The sequence below is a fragment of the Mesorhizobium sp. M0772 genome (genome assembly GCF_040320135.1).
In the GTDB taxonomy this organism is placed as follows: Bacteria; Pseudomonadota; Alphaproteobacteria; order Rhizobiales; family Rhizobiaceae; genus Mesorhizobium.
The window spans coordinates 101722-121309 of sequence record NZ_JAMYPB010000014.1; the positions used below are offsets into that span (position 1 = coordinate 101722).

Genomic DNA, 19588 nt, shown 5'->3' on the forward strand with positions numbered 1-19588 from the left:
CGATTGAGGCGGGCTATCGCGCTTCCGGCAACGAGCGAAAAGTTTCTGATGCGGGCTGACAAGGTACATGATCAGCTTCAAGGCCTTTCGAACTGCTAGGCAGCCGGGTTATGGCCGGGCTATGACCGTGTGGGACGCGTGACACACGGACGGATTCAGGCATCGATGCCAGGCGCTAGTTCTCGCCCGCGAGCGTGACGAGAAATGACCGCCGCCATTCTGCTGCGTCATTGCGCCTGATGCGCTTGAGCAGTGCACTATGCCTTGCAATTCTTTCCTCAAGCGGCATCGCGAGCGCTTTTGCGATCGCATCGGCAACCTCGTCGACCGCATACGGGTTCACGATCAAGGATTCGGCAAGTTCTTCGGCCGCACCCGCAAAACGCGACAATACCAGCACTCCGGGATCGGCTTCGTCCTGCGCGGCTATGTATTCCTTGGCGACGAGGTTCATTCCGTCACGCAGGGGCGTGACCAATCCGACCTGGCTAGCGCGCAACAGGCCAGCAAGCCGAGAGCGTGATACGGCACGGTGGATGTAGCGGATCGGGGTCCAAGCCAAATCCGCGTATCTTCCGTTGACCGCGCCGGCGGTTGCCTCAAGCTGGGCCCGGATGTCGGCATAGGCGCTGACCTCCTCGCGCGTCGGCGACGCAATCTGCAAATATGTTGCCGCCCGCTCGTGTTCCGGATGCCTTTCCAAAAGACGCGCGAAAGCCTCCATGCGGCCGGGAAGACCCTTGGAGTAGTCCAGCCGATCGACGCCGATGATTTGCTTGAGACCCAGAATCTGGCGGCGCATGGAATCGATCTGCACATCCTCCGCCGCCTCATTGGCCATGCGTGCGATTGAATCGACGTCGATGCCGATCGGAAAACACCTCGACAACACCGTGCGGCCGTTCATCTCAGCCGAACCATTGATATCAAAAGTAATGGAGTTGGCCGCCTGCACTGAGCGCCGGAAATTCCCCACGTCCGTTTCGGTCTGGAACCCCACGACGTCATATTGAAGCAGGTCATCGATGAGTTCTTCATGGTCGGGCGTGGCTACAAACAGGTCAGGCGGCGGGAACGGTATGTGAAGAAAGAAACCGATCCGATTCCGGACTCCCAGCCGCCGCAACTGGGCGGCCAAGGGGATAAGGTGGTAGTCGTGAACCCACACCAGGTCGTCGTTGCCCGACAGCAGTCCTGCGAGCGCCTTCGCGAACCGCGCATTGATCTGCCGGTAGGCGTGTAGAAACTCTGCCCGGTGGTTCACCAGGTCGAGTCGGTAATGAAAAAGCGGCCACAGCGTGCTGTTGGCATAGCCATTGTAATAGAGCGAATACTCCTCATAGGGCAGGGTAAGCGCAGCCGTCTCGATCTTTCCCACGCGTTCCAAGCGGATCAGCGGTTCGTCGCTCGCGGCGTAGTCCTGATACTCAGCGCTTGCTCCTAGCCACAGGCCTCCACGCTCGGCCAACGCATCCCCGATGCCTACAGCAAGTCCGCCGGCTTGCGACAGATCGCGAATGTTCCCCAGCCTGTTCGAGACGACAACCAGACGACGCGGGATGGCGCGATCGCCAGTTAGCTCAGCCTCCCCACCTAAGGCGTCGCGCTCAAGGGGATCACCAACCGTTTGCGAGGCCTCGTTGAAAATTTCATCCGGTCGCTGCAACAAGAGCAAATCCTGAGCGTGAAGATCGCTTGGGGAACGGTCCGCGCGTGCGATTGTTCCCGACGTAAGTGTCCAGCCGGACTCGCTGGATCACATTCTCGGCCCGCTCGGCGCCTTTTTCAGCGGCTCTCGCAGGATCGTCGTCGGACACACCGGTGATGAGACCCCGATCCAGCACGCCGAGCAGCCGCTTTGGCGACGGCCGGACTTACCGCTTTGGTATTCATGCTGCCGGATCCCCTGCCCTGTCATATCAACTCCCCACCTTGGCAAAAGCCCCAACTGACCAAACCGTCAGTCCACCTCGATTACCTTGCGCGTCGGCTTTCGTTGGCGGGGCGGCTGCTTTGCGGCTACGGGCGCGGGCGGGGTCTGCGCTATCGATGCCTCCAACAACTGTCGCTGTTCTCTAAGCCGCGCCGTCTTGGCTTCCCTGGCATGCCGCTCCGCTTCCAACAGCAACTTGGCTTCTCGATCCGCCCTCTCGATCTTTTCCCTGTCGATGCGTCGTGTTTTCAAGGTCGCCTCCTTTGGTCAGACGGCGAACAAAGTGCGGACCTGAAAAAATGTTCCCAACAAATTAAGGCCTGATCTGCCTCAAATGATATTGACGAGCAGCCCGCCGGTTGCGCGCATCTGCGGCTCTGTGACGTCCAAAGGAACTGCGTGCCGTCTGCGGCGTTACGCCACCACGCTGGCGAGAAGATTACCATGGACGACAAACCCCGAACGACGATCAGAAAACCGGCCCGGATTGATCGAGGGCATTGCTTTTGCGGAGCCATCACAGCTGAATTCAGTGGCGATCCCTTTTGGATTTGTTTCGACCACGACGATGACTGCCGACGAGCGATCGGCAGCCCACTGACGATCTGGATTGGCTATCGTCCAGATCAGGTCGATTGGCTCGGCTCCAAACCAAAAACATTTTCGAAAACCAGGGGCGTCGTGCGCTCCTTCTGTTCGGAATGTGGCACCTCGATTGGGTACACCGACGAAGGGTTGCCAAATGAGTTCTACATCTCGATCGGATTCATGGACGCGCCCGAGAAGTTCCATCCCCAAGCTCAAGCCTATTGGGAAATGCGGCTGCCGTTTATCAGGATGGATGACGGTTTGCCTCGCGTCGAGGGCTACACCCGGGCGCGCGACCCCGCCCTGGGCAATCCCAGAGACCGGTGAGGCAGGAGGCTGGATCTCGGGCGTCGTACCTGCAAGCCAGCGCCAGGGCTGGCGGAACGGCGGCCGAACCATTGGAATGAGAGAGATCTCCAAACGGACAAATGCCCGAAACCAATTTCACCGGCGTGGGTTGAAGATGGACATGCGGGACTTGTTTTCACAGTCTGACGACAAAGAAGCGGATGTTTGAAGGATTCAAGCTAGAGACTGTGGATCTGCCCGAGTCCTCACTGCGAGTCAGGTATGGAGGTTCAGGCCCGCCGCTTCTTTTGCTGCATGGCCATCCTCGGACGCACGTTACCTGGCACCGGGTAGCCCCACTTCTCGCCGCCGACCACACAGTTGTCTGCCCCGATCTGAGGGGCTTTGGCCAGTCCTCGGTACCGGCAGACGCCGTGGACCATGCTGGATCCTCCAAGCGTGCCAAGGCCAGGGACTGCATTGCTCTCATGGGACATCTCGGCTTTCGCCGGTTTGCCATCGCAGGCCATGACCGCGGCAGCTACACAGCGTTCCGAACAGCCATGGATCACCCGCCGGCGATCAGCCATCTGATCGTCATGGACAGCGTCCCTATCCTGGAAGCCCTCGAACGCTGCGACGCCCGCTTTGCGAAGCTCTGGTGGCACTGGTTCTTTTTTGCACAGCCGGACAAGCCCGAACGCGCAATCATGGCCGATCCTGACGCGTGGTATGGCGGCTCAGCCGAGTCCATGGGGGCTGAGGCCTATGTCGACTACAAGGACGCAATCCACGATCCGAATGTTGTTCACGGCATGCTTGAAGACTATCGGGCAGGTCTGGCCATCGATCAATTGCACGATACCGATGACAGGAAAGCTGGTCGCCGGGTCGCGTGCCCGACCTTGGCGCTCTGGTCCGCCCGCGATGATCTTGAGGCACTTTACGGCAACGTGCTGGATGTTTGGCGACCCTGGACCACCGAACTGAAGGGCCAACGGATCGATAGCGGACATCATATGGCCGAAGAAGCAGCCGACGCGGTAGCCGCAGCTGTCATGGCGTTCTTGCGCGAACCGACGTCGTCATGCGGCGAGCTTTGCTGAACCGATCCGTTTGATGGCGATGCTGATCGACCGTTCGCCATCGTCGTAGTCGGCCCAGGCGACGGTCTTTTTCAGGTGGCCCGGAACCGTGCGAACGGTGTATTTTTTCGGATCGAGATCCGCCTTCACCTGACTCCAGGTCAGCGGCATGGATACAGTCGCGCATTCCCTGGCGCGAGGGGAGAGAGGGGCGACGGCTGTCGCCATGCGATCATTCCTGAGATAGTCGAGAAAAATCCGGGATGTCCGCAGCTTCTTGGCCATGTTGACGAGGTAGAGATCCGGGCTGTCTGCCGCCATCTGGATGCAGACGGCCTTTGCGAAGGCCTTGGCCTCGGCCCATGTCGTGTTGCTGCGTTGGGCCGCCAATGGCGTCACGACATGCAAGCCTTTGCCGCCCGTGGTTTTGCAGAAGCTCACCAAGCCCAGATCTTCGAGACGATCGCGCATTTCCTTGGCAGCCGCGACCACCTTCGCAAAAGGGACTTCCGGACCAGGGTCAAGGTCGAAGACAAGTCGGCCAGGTATTTCGGGATGACCCGGCTGGCAATTCCAGGGGTGAAGCTCAAGGCCGCCTATCTGGGCGATCGCGGCCAGACCCTCGACGCGGTCGATTTGCAGATACGGTTTGTGATCGCCGAAGACTTTCACCAGTTCCAGCAGATTGGATGTGCCTGGCATTGCGTGGCGCTGGAAAAACTGCTCGCCAGCGTAGCCATCCGGCGCGCGCACGAGTGAACAGGGACGACCTTTGATATGTCTGATCATCCAGGGGCCAACGGTCTCGAAATATTCTGCAAGATCGAGCTTGTCGACGGGCTGACCGTCGCCGGCATTCGGCCAAAGCGGCTTGTCCGGCTTGGAAATGATGACGCCCATGACAACCGGGCTTTTGCCTGTCTTGCCAGTCATCTTGGCAGGATCGGCAATCGGCGTCTCTTGAGGATCGGCTGGACGCTCGGCCTCCACGTCTTTTGCGGGCTTGTCGTCACGCAGGCCTTTGAAGGCGGCCTGCCTGATATTGCCACCCCCGGTCCAGCCGGCGAACTCGATTTCCGTGACCAATTCCGGCTTCGTCCAGAAGACGGTTGAATTCCTTTTCGGTGCACCATCGCCGGTAAACGGCGACGTCGCGGCTTTCATCTCCTTCAGCCTGGGCATCAGCTGCTTGACCTTTGCCTCGCTGAATCCGGTCCCCACACGGCCGATATAGGCGAAATGTTCGCCGCGATTGACGCCGACGAGCAATGACCGGAATTTGCCGTTGGTCGTCGACCAGCCGCCGATGACCACCTCATGCCCGGCGCGGCATTTCGATTTTGCCCAGGTGTCGGTCCTCCCCGAAACATAGGTTGCATCGGCCCTCTTGGAGACAATCCCCTCAAGCGAAAGGCGACAGGCAGAACGCAGCACCGCGTCGCCGCCATTGCTGAAGTGCTCGACATAGCGGATGAGATTTTGCTCGCCGCGATCGACTTCGCCGAGCATCTCGCTCAGACGTTCCTTCCGTTGTGAGAGAGGCATCTTTCGCAGATCGACGCCATTTGCGAAGAGCAGGTCAAAGGCAAAGTAGATCAGGTCCTTCGTCCGGCGCTCCGACAGCGCTGCCTGCAGTGCGGCAAAATCGGGCGCGCCGTTCTTGCCAAGCGCTACGATCTCGCCGTCGATGATGACGTTGGGAAGACTGGCGGCCTCCTTTGCGATGGCGCCAAATTTCTCCGTCCAGTCAAGACCCTTGCGGGTCCTAAGCGCGATGTCCTTGTCTTCCACGCGCAACTGGACGCGATAACCGTCAAACTTGATTTCGTGAACCCAGTTCGTCCCGGCCGGCGGCCGGGAGAGCGTCGCGCAAAGCTGTGGTGGGATGAAGTCGGGCATCTTCGCCGCTGAGGCACCAGCGGCTCGCTTCGGCCGCGGAGCAGGCTTTGCCGACCTGGCGGCGCGCTTGTCGGCATGGCCGCGCTTGCTGTCCCAAACGGCATCCGCATCGGCCAACGATGAACCTTTGATCATGAACGGCTTCGGACCTGCCCCCTTTCCCGCTGCAATCCTTTCCATGCTCCGACCGGAGGCGACGGATCGGTCCTGAGCCAGCACCGCATCGCCATTGCCCTCTGTCGCGTATTTGTCGCGGTGTTTGATCAGCAGCCAGTTGGTCCGCTTCCCGCCATTGCGGTCATGCTTCATGCGCACGAGGACGAAGCTTCCATGCAGGCGCTTGCCCTGCAGCGTGAATTTCAGGTCGCCTTTTTCCAACGCCTTTTCGGGAGACATGGCGCCTTCCGGTTCCCAATATCCGCGATCCCACAACTGCACCGTGCCGCCACCATATTGTCCTTTGGGAATCGTGCCTTCGAAGTCGCCGTACTCCAGCGGGTGATCCTCAACCTCCACGGCAAGTCGTTTGTCGTGAGGATCCAGTGATGGACCTTTGGTCACAGCCCATGATTTGAAGACCCCGCCAAGCTCGAGGCGAAGATCATAGTGCAGCCGCGTGGCCGCGTGTTTTTGGATGACGAACCGGAGCCGGTTCGAACCCGCAATCGAGCTTTCGCCGCTGGGCTCTTTCGTCTTCGCGAAATCCCTTTTGGCCCGGTAGGTTGAAAGCTCGCCCGTTTTCATGGAAGTGCCCCGACTAATGACGCATCGCCGGACTCAACGCAGTGGGTGAGATTTGGTTCGGTTCATAGCCGAGACGACGCCGATGCTGCTTTTCCGCTTCAGAGTGGCATCGGCGTCAAATGAGGCCTTCACGGAGACTACAGGTGTCGTCACCGCTGACGTTAAGGTTCCTTGGTTTGCCCAACCATTTTTGCAAGCTCTGAAAATGGTGGGATGTCCAGTTCGCCTTGCGCGTTGTTTGCGATCTGCAGAAGCCGGATCGGGAAGCAGATCGCGTCACGGTTGGCCGGTGACATGTCTTCGTAGGTCCGCTCGTCACCTGTCATGGACGCCTCTGCCTTTCGCAGGGCGGTATCGATCTCGTCAATTGACAGCAGACCTTTGTGAACGAGCAGGTTGTTGATTGACGCGACCGCCATCATCAACCCTTCAAGCTGAAGATTGGCAACGTTCATGGCTTGACCGTGTTTCCGCCGCCCGGCCTCGCCGGGGCGTTCTGGCCATCGGATTGGTGCGTCTTGTCATCCACCTCATTGACTGGCCGCGTCAGACCGACCCCACTCTTGGGTTTCTTGTTGCCGGCCGCATCCTGAGAGAACGCATCCGAAGGATCAGGACCTGTTCTAGCCGGGTACTTCGTTGCGCCGGTCTCGCGACGGTTTTCATTATCAGGCATTTTTGATCACTCCAATCGGATGACCGATAACCATTACGAGCCCGGCGAGTTCCGGCGCCGCATGGAACATTTCTGGCCGTTCGTGCAGAGACAAGCGGGCGTGTCTCGGCAATCGCGCCTCGCGCACTGGCGGCAGGTCTCGCTTTCGTTGCCGACAGCACTAGGTTGCTCGTTGAGGCAAAAGGAATTCCCCATGCGGGTGGCACGCGAAGCCTGGGTTCTTGGCAAGGAGAGCATCCTCGGATTCATCAACGACAATGCCCTCAGCCACGGTGCGGCGATGGCATTCTATGCCGTTACGTCCCTGGCCCCGATCTTGTTGATCGTTGTTGCGATTGCTGGACTTGTCTTTGGGCATGAAGCAGCTCAACTCGCTCTGTCGGCTGAAATCGCAGGCGTGATGGGATCGCAAACCGGCGACCTTCTGCGCAGCACCATCGAAAGCGCTTCTCACAGAACCGCCGGCACTGTTGCCACCTTGGTGGGCATCGTCACCCTCTTCGTGACAGCCTCAGGGGTGTTTGGCGAAATGCAGCTTTCGCTCAACACAATCTGGAAGATTGACCCACCACCCATGTCTGTGTCGCGATTGGTGCGGGCGCGGGCGGCCAGCCTGGGTCTGGTTGCAGCGTTGGGATTTCTACTGCTTGTGTCGTTGGCGGCGAGTGCCGCCATTTCCGCGCTTGGCGCTGTCATCAACGCCCATCTGCCGTTCGGCACGATCATTCTCGCGTCGATAAACGGCATTGTATCGTTCGTGCTGATTTCCGCTCTGTTTGCCGCGATCTTCAAGATCCTGCCGGACCGGTCGCTCGCTTGGCGCGATGTCGCAATTGGCGCGGCAGTGACCGCTTTGCTCTTCACCATCGGCAAGTCGCTGATTGGCTGGTATATCGGAACCAGCGCGATTGCATCCTCCTATGGCGCGGCGGGTGCACTGCTGGTCGTGCTGCTTTGGGTTTACTATTCGTCTGAGATATTCCTGCTCGGCGCCGAGTTCACGCGGGCCTATTCCGTCCGTCTCGGCAGTCGGTCCGACCTTCAACCGATAGTGGAGGCAGAGAGCCCGTCGCGACAGACATCGAACCTTGGACCAACCATCCAACGCGAGGTGCAGGCCTGGATTGTGATCACGGGTTTGCTGACCTTCGTGGCGACACGGGTCTGGCCATCGCGGCGATCTTAGCTGCTTCCCACCAATTCTGTTTCTTTGGAACGCAACCCGGACACCGGAATTGCATAGGAACAGGAGGTTGCCCATGCCAAAATTCCGCTTTGAGACGACAGTATCCGGCCAGACTACCGCTCTCGAGGAAGAGCTAGCGAGTGCGGAGATGGCCAGTCCGAGAGCAATAGAGATGGCGCGCGTAGCGGTGGCGGCGGATCCTGGGTCAGGAACCAAGCAATCGGGATCGACTATCAAGGTCTACGATGAAGCCGGATATCTGGTCGCCACAGTCAATTTTTTCGACGTGTTGCCGAGTGATCCGGACGCCGGACAGCATGGGATTGGCGACGCGGTTGTCGAAGAACCGGGTGTGATGCGGTCTGGCTGACCCGTGGTAGATCAGGGTTTCACGTTTCGCTCACGCGATCCCCGGCAGGGCAATTTGCTGAGATCGCGAGGTCCTCGGCCATCGTCGGATGCTAGAGCTGAGATTCGATCGGGAGGTGACGGACGAAGACCGCCAGGATACGGCGAAAAAATCCGGCTTCTGGTTCATGCGTATAGTCCTGAATCTTGCCTTCGCCGCATCCATGCCAATGCAGAACATTGTGCTTCAGTTCGAGCCGATAGCTTGTTTCCGGAGATATTTCCGATTGGAATCGATGCCGCAGTTCGGCGACCAATTTCGGATCCTCAAACAGCACGCCCATTTCCGAGTTCAAGGACACTGACCGTGGATCGAAATTGAAGGAACCAACAAAGCCGATATTGTCGTCGACGGTGAAAGCTTTCGTATGCAGACTGGCGCCCTTCGAGCCAAACACCGAGATTGCCGAGCGCCGGTTGAACGGCTGAAGCTCGAAAATTTTGACGCCATTCCTCAGCAGCCGCTTGCGATAGTTTGCGTAAGCGCCATGGACTGCGGCCACGTCGGTAGCTGCCAGGGAATTGGTCAGAACCGAAACGTCAACACCGGCGCCGACAAGGTCCAGCAAGATCGCTGTACCCCTTTTGCCGGGAATGAAATAGGGCGACACAATCTCCAGACATCCGCAGGTGGATTGGATGATGGGACGCAGCTCTTTCATAAGCCAGCTGCGACGTCTCCAACCACGAACCTTCTCCGGCGGATCGGAAATGACCCGCACGCCATCCACCCAATGAACGTCGTTGCTGGCCGCAATAAACTCTGTGATCGAGCCCCGGTTGCCGATGCCGTCCAAGAATTTGGGATCGGGGCCGGTATCGCTTCCTTCAAGCCATTTGGCATGCTCATGCTCAGCCACTGATCCCAAGGTTTTGATTGGCTTGGCTTCATTGCAAGCCCAGAAGGCATCGAATATCGCCGCAGTTTGCCGTACCGCAGGCCCCAGGAGCAGCAGGTCAAGGTCCCGGAAATTGGTTTCTGCCGCATCGAAATAGGCATCGCCAACATTCCGACCGCCGACAATGGCAAATTTGTCGTCGACGATCCAAGCCTTGTTGTGCATCCGTCGCGTCAATGCAAAGAGCCGCAACAGCACTTCCAGACCACGCATGATCCGGCCGCGCCTGATACCGCTCGGATTGAACAACTTCAATTCGATGTTTGGATGGTTGTTCAGCGCCAGATATGCCGCATCATTTTTACGCGGATTGACGTCGTCAAGGAGCATGCGTACCCGAACACCGCGCTCAGCAGCTCGAAAAACCTCGCGAAGCAGCAAGCGGCCGGTGTGATCATCATGCCAAAGGTAATACATCAGGTCGAGGCTGCCCTCAGCGCTCCTTGCCGCCAGCACGCGCACAGCGAAAGCGTCATAATTGTCCGAGACAAGCAGCAAGCCGCTCTTGCCGGCTTTGATGTTGTCGTTTGTGGTTCGCGAAAGTGATACGTCCATAAAAATTGCCACCTTTGGACGGCGCTCGCTGCCATCCCGCTCAAATCATAGCTAGAACCATTCTGAGGTATTCTGGTTGCATACGCAGCGTCCAATCACCCAATTGCTGGATGCAAGCAGGGCCAGCAATCAAGCGGCTGCAGAGCGGTCAGGAGGCTTGAGAGGCGTTGCCCCGACTGCTCTGCTGCCGCCGCGGAACTTGCTTCTCCTGTAGTCCCAGCCCCTCAGACCGTGAACTGTTGGCGGGAGCCCGATGGCGTGCACCCCGCCGCGGCTCTTCGACGAGAATGACGTGGTCGTTGTTCTCACTGAAGCGCAGGACCCTTTAAATTTAGATATCTCCATTATGCCGGAACCGGGTTCGGGTTTCCGAGTTAAGAAAATGCTCGCGACGGGCAATTTTCAACAGAGGAGACGGCACAATGCCCACTGCCAAGAAAGCCAATGGCAACAACAAGGACCTGGAGGACCTTTTCCTCGATGGCCTCAAAGACATCTACTATGCCGAGAAGAAAATTCTGAAAGCCTTGCCGAAGATGGCCAAAGGCGCATCCGAAGAGCAAGTTTCGGCAGCATTCGAGAAGCACCTCGCTGAAACCGAGGGGCAGGTCGAACGTCTGGAGGAGGTCTTCGAGATTCTCGGCGCGGCCGCGCGCGGCAAAACCTGCCCGGCGATCGACGGCATCCTGGAGGAAGGATCTGAAATCCTTCAGGAGTACAAGGGTTCGACTTCGCTCGATGCAGGGCTCGTCGGTGCCGCGCAAGCCGTGGAGCACTACGAGATCGCCAGGTATGGAACCCTGATTGCCTGGGCTACGACGCTCGGCAAGGATGACGTGGTTGCGCTCCTCAATGCGACACTTGAAGAGGAGAAGGCCACCGACGAGGCGTTGACTGCCCTCGGTGAAGCCGGCGTCAACGAACGAGCGGCAGAACGGAAAGCGGCTTGATTGATCGCCTACCCAACCGCCTCGGCGACCCATGTGCCGAGGCGGTCCCGGGAGATGAAGGACATGATCACGCATATCTACAAAGGACTGGAATGTTTCCTGCTTGAGTGTTCGGCCGCGCTGGTCAGGCGCCGCGCGCTTGGCGGTTCGCGCAGCGATCCTCGGCAGCTGCGAGAACAGCGCAGAGATGAGTTCAGGGCCCGCAAAGTCGCCGAATGAGCGCCAAGATGGAGAGTCGGATGGGCTTCTTTGGAAAATATTTCTCAGGACTGTTGAGCAAGAAATCGACTGACGGCAAGGGGAGCGGCGATATGCGGAAAGCTACCGGCGCGGGTCCGGCAATTGCCGCGCATTCCAAAGATGCAAAGACATCCGCTACTTCCGGTCAAAGCACCAATGCTTCGAGCAAAAATGCAGATGGACGATGACAAAAGGCAAGATTTGGCTACCGACTCTATGTCGCATCGAAGCGGCGCAAAGACGTTAAATCGTCGAGATGACCCGCACCGCAACCTTCAACGTCAATGGCGTCAACGGCCGACTGCCAGTGCTTCTCAAGTGGCTTGGCGAAACCGGCTATGACATCGTCTGCCTTCAAGAACTGAAGACCTCTGACGAAAAATTTCCCGTCGACGCGATTAGAAACGCCGGCTATGGCGCAATCTGGCACGGACAGAAGTCCTACAATGGCGTGGCAATCCTCGCTCGCGGGATTGAGCCGCTGGAACGTCGTCGAGGTCGGCCGGGCGATCCCGACGATTCGCACAGCCGCTACATCGAGGCAGATGTGAATGGGCTTGTTGTCGGCTGCCTGTATTTGCCCAATGGCAATCCAGCGCCGGGGCCGAAGTTCGACTACAAACTTCGCTGGTTCCGACGCTTGATCACCTATGGCCAGGTGCTGCTCGGCGACAGCTCACCGACAATCCTGTGCGGCGACTATAACGTCGTTCCAGGCCCGATCGACGCGGCGGTGCCGGGGCGCTGGGTTGGCGATGCCGTTTACTACCCCGAGAGCCGGAGCGCGTACGCCGAAATACTTGCTCAGGGCTGGTTCGATGCGGTTCGTCGCATTCATCCAGAAAAAGGAATTTACACCTATTGGAACTTCTCCTACCGCGGCGGGTACGATCGGAGTTCCGGGCTCCGGATGGACCATCTCTTGCTGAGTTCATCCCTATTGGATCGCCTGAAGAATGCCGGAGTAGATGCCGAAACGCGTGCATGGGACAAGCCGAGCGATCATGCGCCAGCCTGGATAGAACTTGATTGAGCTTCCTCGGCAAGGAGCCTGAAGACCTAGTGGCGCTCCTTCGTGATTACATTTGGCCGCGCATGTCTATCGTCAACAATGAGGACTGCCGGCGCCAAGCGATTCAAAGGACGCAATGATGACAAACACTCAAAAGGAAGCTGAACTGATTGCGCGCCTTGCACGCCAGCAAGGCGTCACTGATGGCGCTGTCATGGCTGTCCTTGAGGCGTTGCGGCGTGGTGGTGGAACCATGGCCCAGTTCAGCCACGTCGACTTCGGAGGAATGTCACAATGGTCCTCCGGCATGACGATGGTCGGCGACATGTTTGATGACAGCCTCAAGGCGAAGCTCAACACTATCGCGGCGGAGCTCTCGGCCTACCTGCGCGATCATCCCGCCAAGCCACAACGCGACGACACGAGCTATCGTTCTGCAGCTATGGCCCACGCCGGCTCATGGTGGCCTGAGGAGTTTGGGAGCCCGTCTGCCGCTGGTTCTCAAAACAATATGCGCTACGCAGCGTTTCCTGAGCGAAGCCGCCTGGTCATCGACGATCATGGAAAGATGGAGATTTATGACACAGGCGACCATCGCATATCCGGTGTTTCGCAGAGCCAGAGCACGGACTCCACCCTGACCTTTGTCAGCCAGCACGGCGTGGTCCCCGTATCTGATCTTAAGCGCGTATCTGCGACGTAGGGCAGGCCGCTTCCATGCAGACAGTCACGCTCATCGGCTATCTCGCGACCGTCTGCTCGATGAGCAGTTTCACGCCGCAAGCCTGGAAAATCATCAGGACACGAGAGACAAGCGGCATCTCCGCACCGACGTATGCCATCACTGTGTTGGGGTTCGCCTTGTGGCTGGCCTTCGGCATCATGAAGGCAGAGTGGCCGATCATAATCACGAATGGCGTTTGTCTCCTGCTGTCAGCGTTCATTCTCACAATGACAGTCCTGCCGCAGGCTGAGAAAGATGCAGTTGCCAAGGCTTTCGACCCCGACGACTAAATTAACGCTTCCAACTTTTCAGAAGCGGACCTTGGCTACCATATGCAGGATCCTTGCGCGGACGCCCCACCTTGGGGATGGTTGCGAGCGCATCGCTATGCTGATCCTTGCTCCTACATTCGTCATAAGTCCCGAATGGAGGATACGCGCCGACAACCAAAAAATCATCGGATGCCGAGAGACATTGGTGCCCGGTGCCTGCCGGGAGGACCGCGACGTCGCCAGCCTTCAGCGACAGCGTTCGTCCTTTCTTGCCGCCAAACCGGACTTCAGCATTTCCGCGGGCAATGCCCAGAACCTCGTGTATTTGCGAATGATAGTGAACGTAATCATAGATGCCGTTTTGCCAGCTATCGCCCCATCCGTTTGCATCGAAAAGCACCTGACGGCTGCTGGATCAAGTCCTTCGGGCAATTCGACGGCGCCGCGATAAACGACGAGCGGCCATGCTGGATGATTGGGTACAAGTCCATCATCCTTGAACCAGAACTCATTCGACTTTCGCTGCCTCACAAATCCGGCGACAGCTTCCTTGCGCGGTCTTGCGAAACCGGTGACGTTCTCGATCACTTTCTTGCTGGTTTCCAAAATGCTCATCGACGCTGCCTCTGCGGAAAATATCGAACACGTTTTAGTCAACATGCACCAGAAGCGCTCCGTTCCGCAGGGTCAAACAAACGTTGCATGGATACGCGGCCGGAAAGCAGAGGTTAGCCGCTCGCTCAGAGCTCGACCTTTGCGTTGTCGCCCACATTCGGCTTGGCGCCGGTAACGGCCGCAAACACCATCGTTGCGGTAGCCATCATTAGCCCCGGGCTGTCCCACAATTCGCCTTCGTCGGGTTTCACCGTTATCAGACGAATCTCGGGATCATCGGCATTATCCCACCAGGCTGAGTCAGTTTTCTCCCAGAGCTCGGCGATCTTTTCCCTATCATTTGTCACTGTGGCCGGGCCTGACATCGTGACGTATTTGTAGTGGCTGTTGTCACTCCAGGCCAATGTGACCTTTCGATAGGTCGACAGCTGCTTGCTCTTGGCGCTGTCGTCATTGACGAGGAAGTATATGGCGTTTTCTTCACGGACCACACGCGCAGATAGCGGACGGGCTCGATTGTACTCGCCGTCCCAGGTCACAAACATGCAGACGTCGATGTCCTCGGCGAGTTCCCAGATGCGGTCTGTTGCCTCGGCGGGCGTGAGGTCCGTCTGCTGCTCTCGGCGGTTAGCCATAAGCGTCCTCCTGCGGGTGAATATCCTCGCTTACAACTCACGTCCCGCCACGACGTTCCAACTCACTGGGTCCTTCGGCTTGCTAAAGCGGTGGAACTTTCGAAATTGCTGGAAGTTTGGATGGCAAACGCGAGGCCATGATGGTGGACAAGACGCTTCGAACATCAAAACGGACACCCGAGCAGGACGCAAAGGGTCAGTCGGAAAAGGACCACAAGGGCGGGGGAAGCGATGGCGTCGCCAGCGCCGATCCGCGTGTGATCTCCGGCAAAAAAGACGGCGACGCGACATTCCCTGTCAAGGGACCGAAGAAATAGCTATGAGCCCATTGGCAGGGCATCTGGCGGTGTCATCAATGCCACTGAGAAAATTGACGAACGGCTCAAGTCATTGCGCTAAAAGCGACAGAGTTAAGGCCGGCCTTCCCGACTTGCCTCCCGCCAGTGCGATCGCGGCAATCGTCGATCCGCATCGGCCATGTCGTGTCTCCTACTGCGTCGGATGACACTTTGCTACCGTCACCGACGCGGATCACCTTCAACCCTCCGGAGTTGCATGACGCGCATCGGCCTCAAGGCGCTAATGGCAGCCTGGAATCACGCGACCTTTGAAAAGAGAGCGACGTCGCATCTGGCCAAACCGTAGCGCCATCGGTGATCGGTTGTGGCAACCCGGCTCTGGTAGAACAGCGAAAGCTGACTTCCTTCGATCATCACTGTCGAGTGGCCGTTCTCGCCCGGTTGACCTGGCTCCAGCACCGGGCCGATCGAAACGTAAGGTCCGCTGACCTCGTCGGCTATGGCAAAAAACACCCGTTGCCGGTTTCCCCGAATGCCGTCCGGAAGAAAGCACGTGGCATTGAGAAGCACCCGGCCGTCCGGCAATTCGATCAGTTGCGCGCCCTCAATGCCCCATTCGTAGTCGGGATCATCTCTGGTGTTATGGTGGGGAACATCGTTGTGGTCGAGGATTTTGCCGATCCGCTTCCACGGACCGAACCACGAGTCGGACTGGCTACGCGCCAGATAGATGTCGGGCTGAGGCACCCTGGTGAATTTTGGCATAGCCGAATAAACGAGGTAGCGCCCACCGCCAATGACCGCCGGATGCGGATCGTAAATTCCGTCCTCTTCCGTGTCCGGGATGGCCAGAATGGCCGGACTGAGGACTACCCAATGGAACCCATCGTTGGAAACCGCATGCTCGCAACGGCCACCCGACTTCATGAATTCCGTCTGGATGAACATGTGGAAGACGCCGCACTCGTGGGTCACACCGGGAGCCGCAACACCAGTGCCGTTGATTGGAAGTTCGATCGGCTCATGCTCGGCCCACGGCCCATACAGATCGGGCGCCGTGGCATGCAAGATTCTCCACGTCTCAGTGGTGACCGTGCCGCTTGACCCGAAGACGTGCCAGACACGGCCATCGAAGACAGGACACGGGTCCTTGAGATCATCCACGCTTTGCGGATGAAACAGTGGAAAAACGTTGGTTTCAAAGTTGATGTTCATGTCAGCCCCGGAATTCGCCTCGGCAGTCGGAGACGCGCAGAGATACAGGCGAATCATTGATGTTAGGCACATTCTATAGCCAACGAGTTCAACGCAAATACGGCAATGCCGCTGTCCACCAGCATTCCTCGTTGAACCACGCTTTCAGTGGCGGCCGGGTTCCGACAGCCGCCCTCGCCTCCGCAACCAGATCCCGCTTCGTGCGTCGAACAAGCGGGCGACCGGGCCTTCTTCATTTCAGTTGGAACAACTCACCTGATCGAAAGTTAGGAGCTGGAACTAAGTAGTTCTCTCCATTCGCGATTAACAAATGTTAATCGTAACATAAATAGTGTCACAGAGGGAGTATGTCAATGGATGCGGCCTTTGGCGGGGTAACCGGCAGTCAATATGTTCGTCGCGAAAATATACTGGTCTGCTTCTCCCACTTACGATGGAATTTTGTTCACCAGCGTCCGCAGCATCTCCTCACTCTCGCATCCGCTCAGCAGCGAGTGGTCTACTTTGAAGAACCCCTTTTCGAAGAATTGCCGCAGCCGCTGATGCGGACGAGCGTGGCATCGGAAAACATTCTAATTGTCACACCAGTGCTGCCGCTCGGCACGTCGGCCGCGAAAGCAGATGCCGTCCAGCGGAGATTTGTGCAGCAGACCATCGCTTCTATGCCGCATAGCCGGCTGATCGCCTGGTACTACACCCCAATGGCTCTTCGCTTCACGGAATTCCTCGACCCAGACATATGCGTCTATGACTGCATGGACGAACTCTCTGCGTTCAAGAATGCGCCCCCCGAGCTGGGCCAGATGGAAAAGGCGCTTCTGCGCCGCGCGGATCTGGTTTTCACCGGTGGTCTAAGCTTGTTCGAGACCAAGCGTCACCTCCATCCCGCCATCTTTCCATTTCCGAGCAGCATCGATGTGAGGCACTTTCACACCGCAAGACGGCCAGGAAGGGACCCAGCCGACCAGGCCGGCATTCCTTCCCCGAGGGTTGGATATTTCGGCGTCATCGACGAGCGGCTGGACGTCGATCTCGTGGCGCTAGCGGCAAAGACAATGCCGGACGTGCATTTCGTCATGCTCGGTCCGGTCGTCAAGATCGACCCTGCAAGCCTGCCGCAAGCCGAAAACCTGCATTGGCTTGGCCCGAAAGCCTACTGCGATCTGCCCGACTATTTGCGCCATTGGGACGCCGGATGGATGCCGTTTGCCCTCAACGAGGCGACGCGTTTCATCAGCCCGACCAAGACGCCGGAATTCCTCGCCGCGGGTCTGCCGGTGATCTCGACGGCAATCGTCGACGTGGTGCGCAGTTACGGTGCTGCCGGGCTGGTGGAAATCGCCGACTGTGACGATCTGGAAATCAAGCTGCGCTCCGTCCTTTCGCGACCGCGTCAGATGCTCCTGCAGCAAGTCGATGCCTATCTTGCGGACATGTCCTGGGAACGGACATGGAATGCCATGGCAGCTCACATTGAGCGCGCCTACCAACGCAAGAAGGTCGTGCCCCTTCGCAGGAGTGCATAGCCATGTTCGATTGGCTGATCGTCGGCGCGGGTTTCGCCGGCAGTGTGCTTGCCGAACGGATAGCGTCGCAGCGTCAGGAAAGCGTTTTGCTGATCGATCGCCGCAGCCATGTGGGAGGCAACGCCTACGACTGCTACAATGAAGCCGGCATCCTCATCCATCGCTACGGCCCGCACATCTTCCACACCAACAGCCAAGCCATAGTGGACTACCTTTCGCAGTTCACGCAATGGCGGCCGTACGAGCACAGGGTGTTGGCGGCCGTAGACGGGCAACTGGTTCCCATCCCGATCAATCTCGACACCATCAACCGGCTTTACGGGCTAGACCTGACCTCGGCACAGCTGGAGGATTTCTTCGCGTCGCGACGCGAAACGGTGGAGGATGTCCGAACGGCTGAGGACGTCGTCGTCAGCACCGTGGGGCGCGAGCTCTATGAAAAATTCTTCCGCGGCTACACAAGAAAGCAATGGGGCGTCGATCCCAGTCAGCTGAGCAAATCCGTGACGGCACGAGTGCCGACCAGGACCAACCGTGACGACCGCTATTTCAGCGACAGCTTCCAGAAAATGCCGGCCGGCGGGTACACGCGGATGTTCGAGCGCATGCTCGACCATCCGAATATCAAGATCATGCTGCAGACCGATTTCCGTGAAATTCGTGAGAAGATACCGTTCAGGCGCATGGTTTATACCGGCCCGATCGATGAATATTTCGGCTGGCAGCTCGGGCACCTTCCGTACCGTTCGCTTCGTTTCGAGCACGTTACACCGGATTGCGAGCAATTTCAGCCGGTTGCCGTGGTCAATTATCCCCAGACGGAAGATTACACGCGCATTACCGAGTACAAACATCTGACCGGCCAGCAGAGTTCGCGGACCAGCCTGACCTACGAATATCCCACGGACATCGGGGACCCGTACTATCCCGTGCCCCGGCCCGAAAACGAAGTGCTCTACAAGCGCTATGAAGCGCTCGCGGCAAGCTGCCCAGACGTGTGGTTTGTCGGTCGGCTTGCAACTTACCGCTATTACAACATGGACCAGGTAGTCGGACAGGCTCTGGCCACTTTCGCGCGCATCCAAAAAAGCCTCCCGGCCTGGGCGCGCACGGAGGAGCCGTTGTTGGCCGAGCCGAGAAGATAGTTTCTTCCAAGACGGAAGATCGGGCGGGTATCAGAAGGAGAAACTCGATGGATACAAACTTCAACTCGGAAAGCCGTGAGATATTTATCGTCGGTTTGCGGAACGCGCACGCCATGGAAAATCAAGCGCTGTCGATCATGAAGCCTCAGGTCGAGCGTATAGAGAACTATCCGGAGGTGGCCGATCGCTTGCGCCGGCACATTCAGGAAACCGAAGGCCAGATCACGAGACTCGAGTCCGTCCTGGAGGGCCTTGGTGAGGAGCACTCCACCCTCAAAGACACTGCCTTGTCGATGGTTGGCAGCGTGGCCGCCATTGGACATTCGATGGCCGGCGACGAGATCATCAAGAACAGCCTGGCGAATTTCGCATTCGAGAACTACGAGATTGCTGCCTACAATTCGCTGCTGGTACTGGCCGACGCCGGGGGCTTCCAGGATGCTGAAAGGGCCCTCAAGCAGAACCTGAACGAAGAGGAAGCCATGGCCAACTGGCTCAAGGAAAATCTGAGCGACGTTACCATGCGATATGCCAGGCTGCGCGAGGCTGGGGCGACTGCAAAAAGCTGATGCACCGCACCGGCGCGGGCGGCGGTTCGAAACAGACGGCCCCCCCCCCCCCCCCCCCGGTTGGGCCCCCAAAAACCGGGGGGGGGCCCCCCCCAAAACCCGGGGTGGTTTAACAAAGGACGCGG

At 58.3% G+C, this 19588-nt stretch carries 24 protein-coding genes; 14 read left to right on the forward strand and 10 right to left on the reverse strand.

Going from position 1 to position 19588, the window contains the following annotated elements; genetic code table 11:
• Positions 1–175 precede the first annotated feature (175 nt).
• Together NKI06_RS12625 and NKI06_RS12630 are read right to left on the reverse strand one after the other, a co-directional pair.
• Positions 176–1669, reverse strand: coding sequence for an alpha,alpha-trehalose-phosphate synthase (UDP-forming) (locus NKI06_RS12625; RefSeq protein WP_352985543.1), 1494 nt, complete (start codon positions 1667–1669; stop codon positions 176–178).
• 291 nt (positions 1670–1960) lie between these two features.
• A complete protein-coding gene (locus NKI06_RS12630; protein ID WP_023668054.1) occupies positions 1961–2185 on the reverse strand; it encodes a hypothetical protein in 225 nt (74 codons plus the stop codon).
• Between the two features lie 192 nt (positions 2186–2377).
• Here NKI06_RS12630 and NKI06_RS12635 point away from each other — a divergent pair, with 192 nt between their 5' ends.
• Positions 2378–2848: a GFA family protein gene (locus NKI06_RS12635; RefSeq protein WP_352521500.1), complete on the forward strand. Its 471-nt coding sequence runs from the start codon at positions 2378–2380 to the stop codon at positions 2846–2848.
• 182 nt (positions 2849–3030) lie between these two features.
• Positions 3031–3915 carry an alpha/beta fold hydrolase gene (locus tag NKI06_RS12640; protein ID WP_352985545.1) on the forward strand — a complete coding sequence of 295 codons (885 nt, stop codon included), beginning with the start codon at positions 3031–3033 and terminating at the stop codon, positions 3913–3915.
• On the opposite strand, the gene ligD is transcribed toward NKI06_RS12640, so the two are convergent.
• The 3 genes from ligD to NKI06_RS12655 form a co-directional block, all read right to left on the reverse strand.
• A complete protein-coding gene (gene ligD / locus NKI06_RS12645; RefSeq protein WP_352985547.1) occupies positions 3895–6537 on the reverse strand; it encodes a DNA ligase D in 2643 nt (880 codons plus the stop codon). The genes NKI06_RS12640 and ligD overlap by 21 nt on opposite strands.
• A 161-nt stretch (positions 6538–6698) precedes the next feature.
• Positions 6699–6992, reverse strand: coding sequence for a hypothetical protein (locus NKI06_RS12650; protein ID WP_023687836.1), 294 nt, complete (start codon positions 6990–6992; stop codon positions 6699–6701).
• Positions 6989–7213: a hypothetical protein gene (locus NKI06_RS12655; protein ID WP_155921617.1), complete on the reverse strand. Its 225-nt coding sequence runs from the start codon at positions 7211–7213 to the stop codon at positions 6989–6991. The genes NKI06_RS12650 and NKI06_RS12655 overlap by 4 nt, the downstream gene beginning before the upstream one ends.
• A gap of 193 nt (positions 7214–7406) precedes the next feature.
• Here NKI06_RS12655 and NKI06_RS12660 point away from each other — a divergent pair, with 193 nt between their 5' ends.
• Both NKI06_RS12660 and NKI06_RS12665 read left to right on the forward strand, forming a co-directional pair.
• Positions 7407–8399, forward strand: coding sequence for a YihY/virulence factor BrkB family protein (locus NKI06_RS12660; RefSeq protein ID WP_023700031.1), 993 nt, complete (start codon positions 7407–7409; stop codon positions 8397–8399).
• Between the two features lie 73 nt (positions 8400–8472).
• Positions 8473–8769 carry a hypothetical protein gene (locus NKI06_RS12665; protein ID WP_352985549.1) on the forward strand — a complete coding sequence of 99 codons (297 nt, stop codon included), beginning with the start codon at positions 8473–8475 and terminating at the stop codon, positions 8767–8769.
• Positions 8770–8860: 91 nt separating this feature from the next.
• On the opposite strand, the gene NKI06_RS12670 is transcribed toward NKI06_RS12665, so the two are convergent.
• A complete protein-coding gene (locus NKI06_RS12670; protein WP_352985551.1) occupies positions 8861–10261 on the reverse strand; it encodes a phospholipase D family protein in 1401 nt (466 codons plus the stop codon).
• Between the two features lie 422 nt (positions 10262–10683).
• Between NKI06_RS12670 and NKI06_RS12675 the strand changes: the two genes are divergently transcribed.
• The 6 genes from NKI06_RS12675 to NKI06_RS12700 all read left to right on the forward strand — a co-directional run bounded on the left by NKI06_RS12675 (position 10684) and on the right by NKI06_RS12700 (position 13477).
• On the forward strand, positions 10684–11211 hold the full coding sequence (locus tag NKI06_RS12675; RefSeq protein WP_023681150.1) for a YciE/YciF ferroxidase family protein: 528 nt from the start codon (positions 10684–10686) through the stop codon (positions 11209–11211).
• Between the two features lie 63 nt (positions 11212–11274).
• Positions 11275–11430 carry a hypothetical protein gene (locus NKI06_RS12680; protein WP_155923313.1) on the forward strand — a complete coding sequence of 52 codons (156 nt, stop codon included), beginning with the start codon at positions 11275–11277 and terminating at the stop codon, positions 11428–11430.
• Complete coding sequence (locus tag NKI06_RS12685) at positions 11427–11639, forward strand: hypothetical protein (protein ID WP_352985553.1); 213 nt, start codon at positions 11427–11429, stop codon at positions 11637–11639. The genes NKI06_RS12680 and NKI06_RS12685 overlap by 4 nt, the downstream gene beginning before the upstream one ends.
• Before the next feature lie 68 nt (positions 11640–11707).
• On the forward strand, positions 11708–12484 hold the full coding sequence (gene xth, locus NKI06_RS12690; RefSeq protein WP_352985555.1) for an exodeoxyribonuclease III: 777 nt from the start codon (positions 11708–11710) through the stop codon (positions 12482–12484).
• A gap of 118 nt (positions 12485–12602) precedes the next feature.
• Positions 12603–13166, forward strand: coding sequence for a hypothetical protein (locus tag NKI06_RS12695; protein WP_352985557.1), 564 nt, complete (start codon positions 12603–12605; stop codon positions 13164–13166).
• 14 nt (positions 13167–13180) lie between these two features.
• A complete protein-coding gene (locus tag NKI06_RS12700) occupies positions 13181–13477 on the forward strand; it encodes a SemiSWEET family sugar transporter (protein ID WP_023681146.1) in 297 nt (98 codons plus the stop codon).
• 1 nt (position 13478) lies between these two features.
• Here NKI06_RS12700 and NKI06_RS12705 read toward each other — a convergent pair whose 3' ends face one another.
• From NKI06_RS12705 to NKI06_RS12715, 3 genes are all read right to left on the reverse strand, one after another.
• Complete coding sequence (locus tag NKI06_RS12705; RefSeq protein ID WP_352985573.1) at positions 13479–13814, reverse strand: cupin domain-containing protein; 336 nt, start codon at positions 13812–13814, stop codon at positions 13479–13481.
• Positions 13706–14074, reverse strand: a complete 369-nt coding sequence (locus NKI06_RS12710; RefSeq protein WP_352985577.1) for a hypothetical protein — start codon at positions 14072–14074, stop codon at positions 13706–13708. Before NKI06_RS12710 ends, NKI06_RS12705 begins: the two co-directional genes overlap by 109 nt.
• A gap of 125 nt (positions 14075–14199) precedes the next feature.
• Positions 14200–14709: a pyridoxamine 5'-phosphate oxidase family protein gene (locus NKI06_RS12715; RefSeq protein WP_352985560.1), complete on the reverse strand. Its 510-nt coding sequence runs from the start codon at positions 14707–14709 to the stop codon at positions 14200–14202.
• Positions 14710–14849: 140 nt separating this feature from the next.
• On the opposite strand from NKI06_RS12715, the gene NKI06_RS12720 reads away from it, so the two are divergent.
• A complete protein-coding gene (locus tag NKI06_RS12720) occupies positions 14850–15026 on the forward strand; it encodes a hypothetical protein (protein WP_352985562.1) in 177 nt (58 codons plus the stop codon).
• A 279-nt stretch (positions 15027–15305) separates the two neighbouring features.
• On the opposite strand, the gene NKI06_RS12725 is transcribed toward NKI06_RS12720, so the two are convergent.
• Complete coding sequence (locus NKI06_RS12725; RefSeq protein ID WP_352985564.1) at positions 15306–16223, reverse strand: glycoside hydrolase family protein; 918 nt, start codon at positions 16221–16223, stop codon at positions 15306–15308.
• Positions 16224–16576: 353 nt separating this feature from the next.
• Between NKI06_RS12725 and NKI06_RS12730 the strand changes: the two genes are divergently transcribed.
• The 3 genes from NKI06_RS12730 to NKI06_RS12740 are packed head-to-tail and all read left to right on the forward strand — an operon-like array spanning position 16577 to position 19463.
• Positions 16577–17749, forward strand: coding sequence for a glycosyltransferase family protein (locus NKI06_RS12730; protein ID WP_352985566.1), 1173 nt, complete (start codon positions 16577–16579; stop codon positions 17747–17749).
• A 2-nt stretch (positions 17750–17751) separates the two neighbouring features.
• Positions 17752–18894 carry a UDP-galactopyranose mutase gene (glf, locus tag NKI06_RS12735; protein ID WP_352985568.1) on the forward strand — a complete coding sequence of 381 codons (1143 nt, stop codon included), beginning with the start codon at positions 17752–17754 and terminating at the stop codon, positions 18892–18894.
• Between the two features lie 47 nt (positions 18895–18941).
• Complete coding sequence (locus tag NKI06_RS12740) at positions 18942–19463, forward strand: ferritin-like domain-containing protein (protein WP_023687824.1); 522 nt, start codon at positions 18942–18944, stop codon at positions 19461–19463.
• Positions 19464–19588 lie beyond the last annotated feature (125 nt).